This window comes from Nonomuraea sp. NPDC049607, assembly GCF_040675375.1.
Taxonomy (GTDB): Bacteria; Actinomycetota; Actinomycetes; order Streptosporangiales; family Streptosporangiaceae; genus Nonomuraea.
The window spans coordinates 111,109-125,154 of the sequence record NZ_JBFAOV010000012.1 but is presented as its reverse complement, the minus strand read 5'-3'; the positions used below and the strand labels follow the sequence as shown (position 1 = coordinate 125,154).

The window sequence follows — 14,046 nt, the reverse complement described above, 5'->3', positions numbered from 1 at the left end:
GAGACGGCGTGACCCGCGGCCCGAAGGGCCGGGTGTCACGCCGTCGTGCCGGGCAGGGTCAGCCCTGATGCCCCGGCAGGTGCTTGCTCTCCTGGGACTTGTTGGTGGAGGGCTTCTTGTCCCCGGTGCTGCGGCTCTGGGTCGAGGAACTGCGGCTCTTGTCCTTGTCCTTGTCGCCCGACTTCGTCTTGCGGGCCTTGTTCTGCGGCATGACGGTTCCTTCCTTCGATACGGGGAGTCAGCGAGTCGCTTGGCTCCGTAACTGCGCGTGCCCGTGGCCCGGACGGTCATACGGCAGGCCGGTCAAGGTTTCCTCAATAGGCCGAAATATCCATACATTTGCCACTGCAGGCCGCCGCTCGACGGACCAGCCCCGGACGCCGGCCTCAGATCTCGATCACGACCTTCCCCGGCACGCCGCGCTTGGCCCGGAACGCCTGCCCGGTCTCGGCCAGCGGATACACCGCGCCGACGTGGGCGCGCAGCAGCCCCGCCCCCGCCCGCGCGGCCAGCTCGGCGAGCTGGGCCCGGTCGGGCTCGACGATGAAGAACACCGCCCGCCCCGCCTCGGGGGCGACCGGCGGCGGCGCGGTGATCGAGACCAGCGCGCCGCCCGGCCTGACCTTCGCCGCCGAGCGGGCGAGCAGGTCGCCACCGATCGTGTCGAAGATCAGGTCCACCGGCCCGACCGCCTCCTCGAACGACTGCCGCTCCAGGTCGACGAACTCGTGCGCGCCCAGCTCCACCGCCAGGCCCGCGACCCGTCCCCTGCCGGTGGCGATGACGTGCGCGCCGGCTTCGCGGGCGAGCTGGACGGCGAGCGTGCCGGTGCCGCCGCCCGCGCCGTGGACGACGACCGTCCGGCCCGCCTCCAGGCCGCCGTGGGTGAACAGGCCCTGCCAGGCGGTCAGCCCGGCGAGGGGCAGCGCGGCCGCCTCGGTGAAGGTGACGTTCGCGGGGATGTGGGCGAGGTTGCGCGCCTCGGCCGCCACGTACTCCGCCGCGCCGCCGTCGCGGTGCCAGTCGGTCAGGCCGAAGACGCGGTCGCCCACGGACAGGCCGGTGGTGCCGTAGGCGACCTCGGACACCACGCCCGCCACCTCATGGGCGGGGACGGACGGCGCGCGGTCCCGCCCGGCCCGGTCGGTCCACGTCCCCGGCCACTCCAGCTCGTCGGGGACGAAACCGGCCGCGTGCACGCGTACCACCACGTCGCCGGTGGCCGGGCGCGGCATGGGGGCGTCCTCCAGGACGAGGTCGCCGCCGGGCCGGTGAACGCGTATCGCTCTCATGGTCATGACCTCTCCGTTCGTCGTCATTGTCGACGACAGGACGGGACAGCGGCCCGGAATGTGACGGCGACGCGCCGGTCAGGGCCAGGCCCACCGGATGCCGACCAGGCCGGGCTGCAGGGCGGCGGCCATCAGGTGGACGGCGTGCTGGGAGTTCAGCGTCAGCTCGGCGGCGGTCGGCTCGCCGCCGCCCGGACCGCGCCGGGCGAAGCGGTGGATGCGCACCGGCAGCTCGGCCGGGTCGAACGCCACGCGCAGCACGTACTGGCCGGCCGGGAAGCGGAAGCCGCGCTCGTAGAAGCAGGACTCCGCGCCGCTGAGGTCGGCGATCCGGTACCGCAGCACGTGGGTGTCCCCGACCCGCAGCGACCGGTCGAACAGCAGCTCGGCGACCACCGTGGCGCTCGCGCCGTCCCTGGTGACGCGGCCGACGCGGCAGTCCTCAAGGGCGGTGACGGTGACGTGCTCCACGTCGCAGCCGGCGTCGCCGCGATAGATCATGATGTAGCGGTCGGCGCCCTCCTCGTGGGCCTGGACGACCTGCGTGGTCTCGCGGCTGGTGAGGCTGCGGTCGGGGCCGATGCGCAGCGACTCGTACATGACGGCGATGTGCAGGCGGCGGTCGTCGACCACCGCGTCCAGCTCGTCCAGCATGGCGGAGACCACCTGGGCCGGCCGGAACAGGGTCGAGTACGCCACCCCGGGCGCGCGTCCGCGTGGCTTCGGCGGCCCGAGCAGGCCGAGCAGCGCGCGGGGCGGCAGGTCGAGGATCTCCTCCAGGGCTCCCACGGCCCGCAGCGACTCCTCGCGCTCCGGCCGGCGCAGGCCCTGCTGCCAGTAGCTCAGCGTGCTCACCCCGACGTTCAGGCCGCGCTGCGCCAGGCGGTGGCGCAGCCGTTCGAGGGTCAGCCCCCGCGCTCCGACCGCGGCCCGCAGGGCGACGTGAAAGGGGCCCGCGCGCAGCGCGGCCTGGAGCTCATCCGCCACGTTGTGAATGTTCACAGATTTCCACAGATTCGTCATCACTTCATGAACGTCATGAAATGTCACCTTCCACAGTGATCTGTCAGGGAAATGCGCTCCCTCTTGTACGGACATCACCGCAGGTCGAACATCCTTCGCAGCACCCCCCAGCAGAAGGAGCGCCTATGTTCCGCCTGGCCGTGGCCCTCGCCCTAGCGGCGGCCACCTGGATCGCGAGCAGCCCCCCGGCCGACGCCGCGACCTGGTACAAGCTGAACTTCACCCAGCAGTCGCAGCAGTACTCCAACTGGTGCTGGGCCGCGACGGGCAACTCCGTCGCCGCCTACTACGGGTACTCCTACAGCCAGAACCAGTTCTGCAACCTGGCCTTCAACCGCGGCGTCAACACGAGCTGCCCCAACAACCAGGCGACCCTCGGCAACGACCAGACGGCCTTCCGCCAGATCGGCATCAGCCCCGGCGTGTACGTCTACGACTACCTCACCTACGCCGCCATCGTCAGGGAGATCGACGCCCAACGCCCGATCATGGCCCGCATCCAGTGGACCAGCGGCGGCGGCCACATGGAGGTCATCTACGGCTACGACCAGAGCTCGTCGTACGTGTACTGGAGCAACCCGTGGCCGTCCAGCACCCGATACAACTGGTCCACCTACAGCTACTACGTCTCGAACTCCTCGTTCTTCTGGACCCACTCGCTCGACTACATCGGCGCGTGAGGGAGGCCATCGACATGAAGCTCATCGCAGCGGTCGCGGCCCTGACCGCCCTGTTCCTGTGGGTCCCGAGCCCCGCGCTGGCCGACCCCGGCGCCCCCACCCAGGCCGACATCGACGCCGCCAGGACCGCCGCCGCGGGCGCCGGCGACACGGTCGGCCGCTTCTTCGCCGGGCAGGGCAGGCAGACCAGCCTCGCCCCCGTGCCGGCGCGGATCGACGGTCCCACGGTCGCCGTCAACGACCTCAACCCGGACTTCGTCGCCGGACGGTCGGCGGAGATCGCCCGCTTCGCCTTCCTCGCCACCAGGGCGACCGCGCCGGACGGGCAGACCGCCTCCGTCTGGACGACCCGCGACCGCCGGGGCACGTGGGTGGTCAGCAACATCGCCAGCGGCGGCGACGAGCAGACGTACGCGGGCCAGACCGGCACCGTGTTCCGCGAGCCGCAGCTCAACGCCTGGTACGCCCTGCGCGACGGCACGGTCGTGCCGCTCAACGCCGAAGCGGCGCAGTCGATCGGCCGGGCCGGCGTCCCCGTGGCCGACTACCGGCGGCTGGCGCAACAGCGCTACGCCGCCAAACTCCCCGGCAGCGCCTATGCCAGGGACGGCTACGCGGGCGGCTACGGCGTCCCCGGCCCGGGGGGCACCCCCCTGCCCTGGGCCGTGGGCGCCGTGGTCCTGCTCGGCGCGGCGATCACCGTTCGCCTGCTGAGAACCCGCCGCACCTGACAAGATCCGGTGCACGGCCCGCGCCTCCACGGCCATCTCGGCGGAGGCGCGGGCCTCCCTTCTGAGTAGCCCTTACTCATGCCGTCCACCGGCACGCGCCCCCACCATGGCGGCACAGCTGCTCATCCACGAGGGGGGACGACCATGGCAGACATCCTCAGCGCGGCGGCCTCGGGGCCACCGGCTCCACCGTCCGCGCCGGTGCTGGACAACTCTGCGCGGGAGGTGCTGAAAGGCACGCTCGTTCCGCTGCGGGTGCCCACGGCGCACGACGATCCGGGCGGCGGCATCGTCAAGCTCGGGGCGGTCCGGCAGCTCGCGCTGGCCCCCGGCGACACCGACGAGGTCCGCGACCGCCTCCGCGCCGGCCACGCCGCCGAAGGCGTGTCCGGCGAGGCGCTGGACCTGCTCAGGCGCTTCGAGGAGCAGCCCGCCGCGGCACTGCGCCCGGACCCCGCCGCGCTGTCGCGGGTGCCGGCCGCCGAACTGGCGCTGTTCGCCGGGACGCTCGTCGAGCTGCGCGCCGAACGCCTGCGCGAGGCGGAGCGCGCGGGCGCCGGGGACGCCGGCCGGGCCGCGCAGGCGCTCAACACCGCCGCGGTGGCCCTGCGCGGCCTGACGGTCAACACCGCCGCACCGCCCATCGGCCTGCTCAACCTCGAACGCATCGAGATGGTCCCGGTCGGCATCCAGCGCGGCGAGCTCGTCTCGACCATCCCGCTCGCGCCCGGCGAGGAGACCGCGGTCACGCACAAGGAGTGGTCGGTCACCTCGAAGGAGTTCACCACCATCGTCACCGACTCGCTGGAGGCGGTCAGCGAGACGGGCGTGACCGACAACACCGACCTGGCGCAGTCGACGTCGTCGCAGAGCCAGCACTCCAACCAGTTCAACATCACCGGCACGGTCCAGGGCGGCATCCCGATCATCTCCGGTTCGAGCACCACCGGGTTCACCGCGCAGGGCTCGGAGTCGGCCTCGGCCGCCGAGAGCGTCAAGCACGCCCGCGCCACCACGCAGAAGGCGTCCTCGCGCTCCCGCCGCGAGCACAAGGTGACCATCTCCACGACCACCGTGACGGGGTCGGAGGAGACCTCGACCCGGATGCTGAAGAACACGGGCAACGACCCGGTCCGGATCGACTACTTCAGCCTGATGCGCAAGTGGCGGGTCCGGCTCTACCGGTACGGGCTGCGCCTGACGTACGACATCGCGGTCCCCGAGCCGGGGGCGTCGATGCGGCGGGCGTACGCGGAGCTCGAACTGCTCCGCTCGCGGCAGGGGCCCTTCGAGTTCCCGGTCAGGCACGCCGACATCACCACGGACCTGGTCGACCAGGACGGGCATCCGTCGCCGACCGGCGTCCCGAAGTACCAGTGGCTGGCCGACCGGTACGGCGTCACCGTCCGGCCGCACCCCGAGGAGCCGACGCCGCTGACCGTCAGCTCGCACGTCAACACCGACGGGAACTGGTGGTTCCTCGACCTGGAGTTCGACGTGCCCGGCGGCACGCACATCCGGGAGATCATGCTGGACGCCCAGGTCGGCAAGGACGACTCCGACGACAAGATGAACTTCGACGTCATCGGCGCCCGTTCGGAGCCGACGTGGCGCAACCTGTCGGACGCGCTCATCATCCGCGACCACCGGATCATGTCCTTCGACGGCGCCACGCCGTACATGCGCGGCTTCACCGGCCGTCACAAGATCACCTTCTTCTTCCACCACTCCGAGCGGGTGTTCGTCGGGCTCGGCGTGCGGCTCGACCTCACGGACGAGGCCGTCGAGCAGTGGCGCACCGACGTCTGGAACACGCTCTACAACGCCGCCCAGACCAGGTACTTCGCCGAGCAGGAGGACATCGCCGCGCGCATCGCGGCCGTCAAGGACGGCCTGGCGAACGTCGACACCCTGACGCTGCGGCGCGAGGAGAGCGACGAGATCATGAAGTGCGTCCTGCGGTTCGTCCTCGGGAGCGACTTCGACTTCATGCCGGCCGACGTCCTGGCCGCCTTCCTCGCCGCGCACGTGGACCTCCAGCACGGCATCGGCTTCGACGGGCCGAGCCTCGGCCTCAGCTCCGAGCAGTGGACGCTGCTGCGGCGGCACGAGGACCTGGTGCGCTTCATCAACCAGGCGATCGAGTGGGAGAACGTGGTGACGTTCCTCTACTCCTACTTCTGGGACGTCCCGCCGAGCTGGCCGTTCATCCGGCAGTTGCGGCACCCGGACCCGACCAGGCAGGCGTTCCTGCGGGCCGGCAGCGCGCGGATCGTCCTCACCGTGCGCAAGGGCTGGGAGGAGGAGTGGATGCGCTTCGCCGAGGGAGGCGCGGTCGGCGCGCCGGTCCCGGCGCCGTACCTGACGATCGCGCAGGAGATCGCGGCCTACGACGACCGCAACTATCCCGGCATCCCGCCCGCCAACCCCGAACGCGCCGCCGCCCGGCTCCAGGACGCCGCCTTCACCACGTCGTCCTCGGACCTCGCGCCGAGCCCGAACCCGGTGAACATCAAGGTCGGCAACAGCTCGGCGTTCGTCGTCGGGCTGCCCGTCGTGCTGGACGTGGAGGACGACCGCCGCATCCAGGAGGCGCAGGTCGTCGTCGCGATCCCGGACGCCACCCACATCGTGGTCGAACGCCTGAGCTTCGCCCACCGCGGCACGCAGTCCCCCGTGCCGATCCTGCAACCCGGCGAGAAGGGGGCGCTCATCGCCGAGTGGCACGAGTACACGCCGTCGTCCGGCACCGACATCGCGCTCACGTCCAACCTCGCGACGATCTCGTAGGGCGGCGGGCGGCCCGATGACGTACTTCTGCTTCCAGAGGAGCCAGGACGACCGGGTCTCCCGGATCTCCCTCACCGTCGGCGAGGAGAGCCGGCCGATGATGTGGAAGGGCGAGAAACCCGACGACAACGTGCACGCCGTGCTCTTCCACCACGATCCCGGGCTCGTGTTCCTGGAGGAGACCCGGGCGTCCTACTCGCCGCAGGGCTCGTACCGGGTGTTCGCGCTGACCGGCAGGACGCCCGGCTCGGGCCGGTTCGAGGCCGTCGACGTGCCGCGGACGGGCGCCCTGAGGACGCTCGGCCAGTTCGACCTCGACGTCCGCGACCCTGCCGACGACCAGGCCGACCTCGTCTACACCGGCAGGTTCCTGTACTGGCGCAGGTCCATGCCCGCCTCGCTCCGGGGTGCGGGCACCCTGCTGTACGCCGCCACCTCGGGCCTGGTGGGACACCAGATCGGCAGCATGCAGAACAGCAAGGACCACGGCCCGCTGCCCGAGGGGCTGTACACGTTCCTCACCCACGTCGATCCCCGCCAGAACTCCGTCGAGGCGGCGAACCAGCGCGGTGACAAGGCCGTCTCCAATCCCGGGGAGGGCATCCAGTTCCTTCCCGTGGGCGGCAACGGCCCGGTCTTCCCCGACTGGGGCACCTTCCGCGTCCGGCTCACCCCGATCCAGGGGAACATGTACGGGCGTGGCGGCTTCTACCTGCACAACTCACACAAGGGGTACAGCCACGGTTGCGTCGAGGTCGGTGTGAACGCGGACGGCCTCGACTTCTTCTCCGGCCTGCTGGCCTACGCCGGCAGCCAGCCGCGCAAGGCCAAGCTGGTGCTGCGCGTCAAGTACTCCTATCCCGAGCAGGGCACCCTGGGCAGAACCCTCCGCTGACGCGCCCGGGGGTCCCTGGGCTCACCGTCACCAGTAGCAGCGGGCGCGGGCTGCGGAGACCGTCACCTCGTGGGTGTCGCCGGCCTTGACGGGCTGGTTGCCGACCAGGACGGTGAGCCGGCCCGGCGCGGGGACCTTCCAGGTGCCGAGCGGGGCCCAGCGGCCGCGGTGGGCACGCTGGTCCACGGTCACCGGCGGGCCGAGGTGCGGTGGGTCGGTTTCGTCACCGTCCAGGTAGTAGAAGGCGAGGCCGGTCGAGCGGGGGTCGTCGGGGATGTGCACGTCGATGGTGCAGCGCGCGCCGCCGCGGGTGTCGAAGTACCAGTTGACGCCCTGGTTGAAGTGGGCCGGCTCGCTCCCGACGCGCAGCGCCAGCGCCGCGCCCGCGCAGCCGTCGCGCTTCCAGCCGCCGGTGACGGGACGCCAGGCTGGGTCGGCGTAGAACCATTCCGCCACGCACCGGGGGCCGTGCACGGCCCGCCATCGGACGGGACCGGAAGGGGTGGGGCCGGGCGGCGGCTGGGTGACCACGACGGTCCCGGGATCACCGGCCACCGTGGCCCCGACCTCCACCGAACCGCCCGTCGTGGACGCGGGCGCGGGGCTCGTCGCGGAGGCGGGCGTCCGGCCCGTCGTGGACGCGGGCGCGGTCGTGGGGATCGTCGGGGAGGCCGGGTTCGGGCCGGGCGTGGAGACGGTCGGGGTCGGGGCGGGCGTGGGGGTGGCGAGGTGGGGGAACAGGACGGCGGCCGTCGCGCCGAGGGCCACCAGGACCGCTCCCGCCGCCAGTGCCCGCCCCGGCCAGGACGCCCTGCCCGGCCGGGCCGTCGACCCGGTGGGTTCGCCCTCGGCGGGGCCGGTCTCGCCGACGAGTGCCTGGTACTCCTCGTCCGAGCCCCACGACAGCGGGTCCACGGCGTTGCCGGCCAGCGCCGCCACGCGCTCGGACGTGAGCCGCTCCGCCGGGTCCCGCGCCGCGCACGAGCGGATCAGCTCGGCGAGCGCGGGCTCGACGCCGTCCACGTCGATGTCGGTGTTCAGGCTGCTGTACAGCACCGCCATCGGCTCGCCGCGGCCGAACGGCGGACGGCCGGTGGCGGCGTAGGCGACCGTGCCGGCCAGCGCGAAGACGTCCGCCGCCGCCGTGACCGGCTCCTGCCGCACGGCCTCGGGAGCGATGTAGCCGGGCGTGCCGACGATCTCCCCCGACGTCGTGATCGTGCTCTGGCCGGGGGCCCGCGCGATGCCGAAGTCGATCAGCCGCGGCCCCTCGGGCGACAGGACGACGTTGTGCGGCTTGAGGTCGCGATGCTGGACGCCGTGCCCGTGCACATCGGCCAGGGCGGCGGCCAGCCCGGCGAGCAGCCGCCGGCACAGCCCCGCCGACAGCGGCCCCCGCTCCGACACCGCCCGCAACAACGTCGGCCCCCGCACGTACTCCGTCGCCAGCCAGTACGGCGGGGCCGTCACCCGGGCGTCCACCAGCGGCGCCACGTACGGGCTGCGCAGGCCCCGCAGGGTCGCCGCCTCACGGCGGAACCGTTCCATGGCCTCGGCGTCGGCGGGGTCGTGCCGGATGACCTTGATGGCCATCAGGCCCCGGCGGCGGCTCCTGGCCAGGTACACGACGCCCATGCCGCCCGCGCCGAGGCGCCCGAGCAGCCGGTGGCCGCCGATCTCGGGTGGGTCCGTCGCCTGTAACGCCTGCACGCTCATCCCAGCCGATCATGACAGACCGGGCGCGCGGGAGGCAGCCCCCAGCAGGGGCGGGCGGGCGGTCAGGCCGGGCCGGCGTCGCCCACGGGGAGCAGGCCGCGTTCGGCGAAGACCTTCTTGGCCGCGAACGTGGCGTTCAACGCCCGAGGCATGCCGCAGTAGACGGCCGCGTGCAACAGGGACTCGGTGATCTCGGCAGGGGTCAACCCGACGTTCAGCGCGGCGTTGACGTGCACGTCGAGCTGGGGTTCGCAGCCGCCGAGCGCGGTGAGCACGCCCAGGGTCACCAGCTGACGGTCGCGGGGGGCCAGGCCGGGACGGTCGTAGATCTCGCCGAAGGCCCAGGCGACCACCTGGTGGGCCATTTCGGGCGAGACGTCGGCAAGGGCGTCGACGACCCGCTGCCCGGCCTCGCCGTCGATCTCCCGCAACACCTTCAGGCCGTGCTCGTACCGCTGCTCCCGCTGGGGTCCTTCGTCAAAGTTCGTCATGTGACGGAACGCTAGGCGTTAGAGCGCGCTCAAACGCAAACCGGACCTCCAGCGAGGGCGTCGAAGGCATCCGGGGACATCCGGGGGCATCCAGGGGCATCCGGAGGGCGTCCAGCCGGATTGCCTCGCCATTTGTTGGCGATTCTCCCGCCCTCTCGACGCAGCAATGTCCGACTTATTCAGTACTCGCGCAGTTTTGCTCCAGATATCAGCACTAGTACAGAGATTCGGCGAAACATCGTGCTTACTCGGGCTTGACGAACACCACAATTCCCCCGTTCTCGCCGACCCGCCGCCACTCCAGGCGCTCATACAGACGAATGGCGTCGGGCGCGTGCACGGAGGTCAACAACCAGCTGCGGCGTCCGCCGCACAGAAGGTCCAGAATGCGGCCCGCCAGGCCCCGGCCACGGGCGCGCGGAGCGACCGCCAGCTCGTCCACCTGCAGCGCGCCGGCCAGGAGCCGGGACACCCCGTCCGGCCCGAGCGCCGCGAGCACCTTGCCGTAGCTACGGGTCTGCGGCAGCGGGGACGCCGTCGGCCAGGCCGTACCGAACCCGCACGGTCCCGCGTCCCCGACGGCCAGGACGGCGCGGAAGCCGGGCAGCGCCGCGTCGGCGGCGAACCGGACGCCGAAGTCGGCGACCTCGGCCTCCCGCTCGTTCCACGGCGGCCCGGTGAACACCTCCCGGTAGAGGTCGATCAGCTCCGCCCGGCGCGCGAGCGCCTGGTCGCCGGTCAGCAGTTCCAGCCGCACGTCCGTACGATTCGCCACACTCCACCTCACTGTCTACCTACGGTACGACAGTGACGATAGCGGATCTCGAACGAAACCGGCACCCCCGCGCCCACCGCACCGGCGACCCGGAGCGCATGTTCCCGGCAGCGCCGCATTTTCGGGATGACAGCGCTAGGAATTGATCCAGTCTCAGTAAAGCGACACCACCGCTGGTTGTCGCAATAAACCCGGACAAGTCGGCTGTAAGGGCCTGGTAAATCTGGTCAAGCTTTAGGAGCTCATGCCTGTCTTGTCAGAACTCCGAACTCAATGCGCGGGTAAGACTGCTCATGCCGGAGACCGACGGCAGTCGAGAAGTCCCGCGGCGGTTCTGGAAACTTCTGAACGGAAAGCGCGATGAAATCAATGATGAACAAGCCGGCGGCCGTGCTCGCCACGAGCGCGTTGCTGCTGCTGGGTGGCGGCCAGGTGCCGGCACAGGCCAGCACGGCCGGCACGGCGTCGTATCAGAGCCCGTCCGATGAGAAGCCGGTCCTGAGGGGCGGCTGCGGCTGGCGCCACTGCGGTCCCCGCTGGTGGGGTCCGCGCTGGGGCGGCTGGTGGGGCGGCGGCCATGACCACGACCACGACGACGACCACGGCCGCCACCACCGCGTGGGCCCCCGTGGTCCTCAGGGCCCCCGCGGCCCGGAGGGCCGTCCCGGCCGCCCGGCCATCCACAAGCCGGACCGCCACGACCACGACACCGACACCGACGACCGTGGCCCCGACACCCACCAGGAAGACGACGACTGGGGCGAGTGGGGCGAGAACTTCGACGGCTTCTAAATAGCAGCCCTCGGCGAGGTTCCCGCTGAGACAGCAGCACGCTGAACGGCGGGGTTCCCGGCGACGTGGCGCGTGCCGGCCATCCGGACCAAGACCGGCTCCCGGTCCGGCGACCGGCCACGCCCGCCATGTCCCGGCGAACCCCGCCCTCCAGCGCGCCACCCCTCCCCCGCCTTCCCTCGGCCGCCTTCCCTCGGCCCCGCCATCCATCGGCCCCGCCATCCATCCTTCGCGAGTCCTCCCCGGTGCCCTTCGCACCAGCCCCGCGAGCCCCTCCAGACGCTCCCGCCCCCCCGCACCGCCTCGCCCCCGGCAGGCCACGCCGTACCGCCGAACGGGAAATCGGACGGTAATGCCTTTTCCCATCGCCTGGGCTATGGTCGGCCTTATGAAGGGACCGTGCAGAGTGCCACGAGGCCCCATCGCGCTGTGCTGCGTGGTGGGCCTGGTCCTGCTGTCCCTGCTGGTCGCCGGCCCCTCCTACGCCGACGGCCAGGCAACCGCGCACCCCCTGTCCGCCGGTCACGAGTGGACCCCGGACAAGGGCGGCGACCGGATGCCGAGCCTGCCGCCGCAGGTGTCCAGCGGCCGTGAGCACCTCACGCTGACGCTCTGGCCGCCGCCGCGCGGCGGGCGGCACCTCCAGGCAGCCCATCTCGCGCTGCTCCCGGCGCCCGGCCCCGACGCGGCCGCGATCCGCGACCCGCAGCAGGTCGGTCACCGCACGGCGGGCTCGCGCAGCCCGCCGTTGATCTAGCTCCCTCCCTCTTCACGAGTCGCCGCCTCCCGGCCCGCCCAGCGCGCCGCGGGGCCGGTCGTCGCGCCCGGCCGTCGCACGGCCGGGTCCGCGCGTCGTCCGGCCGTCCGCGGGTTCCCGCGCGGCCGGAGAGCGCCGTCGTGGCGTCCCCGCCTGCGGGATGCGCCCTTTCTCTCGTCTTTCGCGTACGAGTTCTCCGCGTCAGAGCAAGGAGCCGATCATCGTCATGTCCGACGCCGGATCAGTCCACGAACACTCACCGCGAACCTCCGCGGTCCACCGCGCCCACGTGGTGCTCGACCTGGGCACCTCGCGCACCCGTTCGCTGTCCCTGGACGGGTTCGCCATCGCCGACCGTCCCACGGCGGTGGTCGTCCCGTCGCCGGAGAGCGCGGCCGGGGTACCGGTCCGTCCGGTGCGCCGGGGCATGGTGGTCGACCCGGGGGCCTGCCTGCGGCTCGTGCACCTCGTGCTGCAGGACGCCTGGCTCTCCGGCGGCCGGCCGCTGGAGCACGTGATGACCGCGGTGCCCAGGGCCGCGACGGGCAGCGACCGCCAGGCGGTGCGCGCGGCCGTCGCCGAGGCGGCCGGCTGCCAGGTGACGCTGGTCGAGGCGCCGCTGGCGGCCGCCGCCGGCGCCGGTCTGGACGTCGCCGGGCCGGCACCGTACCTGCTGCTGGACGTGGGGGCGGGCATCGTCGAGGCCGTAGTCGTCGTCGGCGGCGCGGTCAGCGACGCGGCGGCGCTCCAGCTCAGCGCCACGACCAGCAAGGGCCTGCTGCCGGACGCGCTGGACGGCGTCGTGGAGATGACCGCCGGCCTGCTGCGCCGCCAGCCCGCCCACCTGCGGCCGGCCGTCCGCGAGAACGGCCTGACCGTCACCGGCGGGGGCGCGCTGCAGACGCGGTTGCTGGACCGCCTGCACACCGCCCTTCGCATCCGGATCAACGCCGCGCCCGAGCCGCAGCACGCGACCGTCCGCGGCCTGCTGCGCCTGTGCCTGCGCCCCACGGCGCCCGTGACCGCCCTCTGAAACCCCCGCATCCGCGCGGAAAGGAAACCACAATGACCGACCACCTCAGCACCGTGCAGCTCCAGTCCCTGCGCCAGGACCTCGACGAGCAGCTGGAACGACGCAGCCGCCACCTGCTCGGCCTGCAGGCCGAGGCCCAGGACGGCAGCGGCGCGGACGGCACCTGGCAGGAGCTGCTGGCCTCCCTCGCCACCGCCGACCGGGCCATCGCCGAGCTCACCCAGGCCCTCGACCGGCTGACCGCCGGCTCGTACGGCCGATGCTCGCACTGTGAGTCGGGCATCCCGTTCGAGCGCCTCAAGATCCGCCCGCTGGCCCGGTTCTGCATCAACTGCCAGCGCCGGAACGAAGCCGCCTGACCCCTGGACCGGCCGCCCCCGCGGCATGGGGCGGCCGGTCCACCGCGAGCGGCCCGCGTGGACAGGAATATGCAGACCGGTCTAGTGTGTGCCGCATGGCGGTCAAAGGAGACGAGACGCGGGCGCGCATCATCGCGGCGGCCCGCACGCTGGTGGAGGCCCAGGGCTGCCACGGCACCGGGCTCAACGAGGTGCTCGCGGTGGCCGGCGCCCCTCGCGGCTCGCTCTACCACCACTTCCCCGGCGGCAAGGACCAACTGGTGGGCGAGGCGCTCACCGCCGCCGGACGCGAGGTCGACACCATGATCGACGAGCTGGCCGGCACGCTCCCGCGCGCCCGCGACCTCGTGCCGGCCCTCCTCGACGCGCTGGCCGACAGGATGGTGGCGGCCGGGTACGCCAAGGGCTGCCCGGTGGCGACGGTGGCCCTGGAGGTCGCCTCGTCGAACGAGCACCTGCGGCGGATCTGCGCCGGCGTCTACGAGGGCTGGCAGCGCAGACTGGCCGACGCCCTGCGCACCGAGGGGCACGAGTCGGCCGACGACCTGGCGGCGACCGTGCTCGCGGTGATCGAGGGCTCGCTGGTGCTGGCCCGTGCGGGCCGCTCCCGCCTGCCCGTCGAACGCGCCCGCCGCCAGGTCGTCAGGCTGCTGGCGTGAGCGGGCGGTTTTCCGTGCCCAGAGAATATGCAGATCGGTCTAGAGAGGGAAGT

General features: G+C 72.4%; 15 protein-coding genes. 9 read left to right on the top strand and 6 right to left on the bottom strand.

What is annotated here, in order from left to right; translation table 11 throughout:
• Positions 1–58: 58 nt before the first annotated feature.
• The 3 genes from AB0J97_RS24210 to AB0J97_RS24200 all read right to left on the bottom strand — a co-directional run bounded on the left by AB0J97_RS24210 (position 59) and on the right by AB0J97_RS24200 (position 2,279).
• The gene (locus AB0J97_RS24210) at positions 59–211 is read right to left on the bottom strand and encodes a hypothetical protein (RefSeq protein ID WP_357710513.1); all 153 of its coding nucleotides are present in this window, start codon (positions 209–211) and stop codon (positions 59–61) included.
• Between the two features lie 175 nt (positions 212–386).
• Positions 387–1,292: an NADP-dependent oxidoreductase gene (locus AB0J97_RS24205; protein WP_364092165.1), complete on the bottom strand. Its 906-nt coding sequence runs from the start codon at positions 1,290–1,292 to the stop codon at positions 387–389.
• A 78-nt stretch (positions 1,293–1,370) separates the two neighbouring features.
• Positions 1,371–2,279, bottom strand: a complete 909-nt coding sequence (locus AB0J97_RS24200) for a hypothetical protein (protein WP_364092163.1) — start codon at positions 2,277–2,279, stop codon at positions 1,371–1,373.
• Between the two features lie 161 nt (positions 2,280–2,440).
• On the opposite strand from AB0J97_RS24200, the gene AB0J97_RS24195 reads away from it, so the two are divergent.
• The 4 genes from AB0J97_RS24195 (at position 2,441) to AB0J97_RS24180 (ending at position 7,411) form a co-directional block, all read left to right on the top strand.
• Positions 2,441–2,995, top strand: coding sequence for a papain-like cysteine protease family protein (locus AB0J97_RS24195; RefSeq protein ID WP_357710506.1), 555 nt, complete (start codon positions 2,441–2,443; stop codon positions 2,993–2,995).
• A gap of 14 nt (positions 2,996–3,009) precedes the next feature.
• Positions 3,010–3,726 carry a hypothetical protein gene (locus tag AB0J97_RS24190; protein WP_364092160.1) on the top strand — a complete coding sequence of 239 codons (717 nt, stop codon included), beginning with the start codon at positions 3,010–3,012 and terminating at the stop codon, positions 3,724–3,726.
• 144 nt (positions 3,727–3,870) lie between these two features.
• Positions 3,871–6,516, top strand: a complete 2,646-nt coding sequence (locus AB0J97_RS24185; protein WP_364092158.1) for a hypothetical protein — start codon at positions 3,871–3,873, stop codon at positions 6,514–6,516.
• A gap of 16 nt (positions 6,517–6,532) precedes the next feature.
• Positions 6,533–7,411, top strand: coding sequence for a hypothetical protein (locus AB0J97_RS24180; RefSeq protein ID WP_364092156.1), 879 nt, complete (start codon positions 6,533–6,535; stop codon positions 7,409–7,411).
• Between the two features lie 27 nt (positions 7,412–7,438).
• Here AB0J97_RS24180 and AB0J97_RS24175 read toward each other — a convergent pair whose 3' ends face one another.
• The 3 genes from AB0J97_RS24175 to AB0J97_RS24165 form a co-directional block, all read right to left on the bottom strand.
• Positions 7,439–9,127 carry a serine/threonine-protein kinase gene (locus tag AB0J97_RS24175; protein ID WP_364092153.1) on the bottom strand — a complete coding sequence of 563 codons (1,689 nt, stop codon included), beginning with the start codon at positions 9,125–9,127 and terminating at the stop codon, positions 7,439–7,441.
• A 62-nt stretch (positions 9,128–9,189) separates the two neighbouring features.
• Complete coding sequence (locus AB0J97_RS24170; RefSeq protein WP_364092151.1) at positions 9,190–9,618, bottom strand: carboxymuconolactone decarboxylase family protein; 429 nt, start codon at positions 9,616–9,618, stop codon at positions 9,190–9,192.
• Between the two features lie 244 nt (positions 9,619–9,862).
• Complete coding sequence (locus tag AB0J97_RS24165; RefSeq protein WP_364092149.1) at positions 9,863–10,393, bottom strand: GNAT family N-acetyltransferase; 531 nt, start codon at positions 10,391–10,393, stop codon at positions 9,863–9,865.
• 360 nt (positions 10,394–10,753) lie between these two features.
• Between AB0J97_RS24165 and AB0J97_RS24160 the strand changes: the two genes are divergently transcribed.
• From AB0J97_RS24160 to AB0J97_RS24140, 5 genes are all read left to right on the top strand, one after another.
• Positions 10,754–11,185 (top strand): hypothetical protein, encoded by a 432-nt coding sequence (locus AB0J97_RS24160; RefSeq protein WP_357710491.1) that lies wholly within the window; start codon positions 10,754–10,756, stop codon positions 11,183–11,185.
• Positions 11,186–11,591: 406 nt separating this feature from the next.
• Positions 11,592–11,942, top strand: a complete 351-nt coding sequence (locus AB0J97_RS24155) for a hypothetical protein (RefSeq protein ID WP_357710488.1) — start codon at positions 11,592–11,594, stop codon at positions 11,940–11,942.
• A 226-nt stretch (positions 11,943–12,168) separates the two neighbouring features.
• Positions 12,169–12,975, top strand: a complete 807-nt coding sequence (locus AB0J97_RS24150) for a rod shape-determining protein (protein WP_364092146.1) — start codon at positions 12,169–12,171, stop codon at positions 12,973–12,975.
• Between the two features lie 32 nt (positions 12,976–13,007).
• On the top strand, positions 13,008–13,334 hold the full coding sequence (locus tag AB0J97_RS24145; protein ID WP_357710482.1) for a TraR/DksA C4-type zinc finger protein: 327 nt from the start codon (positions 13,008–13,010) through the stop codon (positions 13,332–13,334).
• Positions 13,335–13,429: 95 nt separating this feature from the next.
• Positions 13,430–13,993: a TetR/AcrR family transcriptional regulator gene (locus tag AB0J97_RS24140; protein ID WP_364092144.1), complete on the top strand. Its 564-nt coding sequence runs from the start codon at positions 13,430–13,432 to the stop codon at positions 13,991–13,993.
• Positions 13,994–14,046: the final 53 nt, after the last annotated feature.

Bases quoted from the DNA above. Each gene is read 5' to 3' on its own strand.
- AB0J97_RS24210 (WP_357710513.1), bottom strand. From the start codon at position 211: ATGCCGCAGAACAAGGCCCGCAAGACGAAGTCGGGCGACAAGGACAAG.
- AB0J97_RS24205 (WP_364092165.1), bottom strand. From the start codon at position 1,292: ATGAGAGCGATACGCGTTCACCGGCCCGGCGGCGACCTCGTCCTGGAG.
- AB0J97_RS24195 (WP_357710506.1), top strand. From the start codon at position 2,441: ATGTTCCGCCTGGCCGTGGCCCTCGCCCTAGCGGCGGCCACCTGGATC.
- AB0J97_RS24190 (WP_364092160.1), top strand. From the start codon at position 3,010: ATGAAGCTCATCGCAGCGGTCGCGGCCCTGACCGCCCTGTTCCTGTGG.
- AB0J97_RS24185 (WP_364092158.1), top strand. From the start codon at position 3,871: ATGGCAGACATCCTCAGCGCGGCGGCCTCGGGGCCACCGGCTCCACCG.
- AB0J97_RS24180 (WP_364092156.1), top strand. From the start codon at position 6,533: ATGACGTACTTCTGCTTCCAGAGGAGCCAGGACGACCGGGTCTCCCGG.
- AB0J97_RS24175 (WP_364092153.1), bottom strand. From the start codon at position 9,127: ATGAGCGTGCAGGCGTTACAGGCGACGGACCCACCCGAGATCGGCGGC.
- AB0J97_RS24170 (WP_364092151.1), bottom strand. From the start codon at position 9,618: ATGACGAACTTTGACGAAGGACCCCAGCGGGAGCAGCGGTACGAGCAC.
- AB0J97_RS24160 (WP_357710491.1), top strand. From the start codon at position 10,754: ATGAAATCAATGATGAACAAGCCGGCGGCCGTGCTCGCCACGAGCGCG.
- AB0J97_RS24150 (WP_364092146.1), top strand. From the start codon at position 12,169: ATGTCCGACGCCGGATCAGTCCACGAACACTCACCGCGAACCTCCGCG.
- AB0J97_RS24145 (WP_357710482.1), top strand. From the start codon at position 13,008: ATGACCGACCACCTCAGCACCGTGCAGCTCCAGTCCCTGCGCCAGGAC.
- AB0J97_RS24140 (WP_364092144.1), top strand. From the start codon at position 13,430: ATGGCGGTCAAAGGAGACGAGACGCGGGCGCGCATCATCGCGGCGGCC.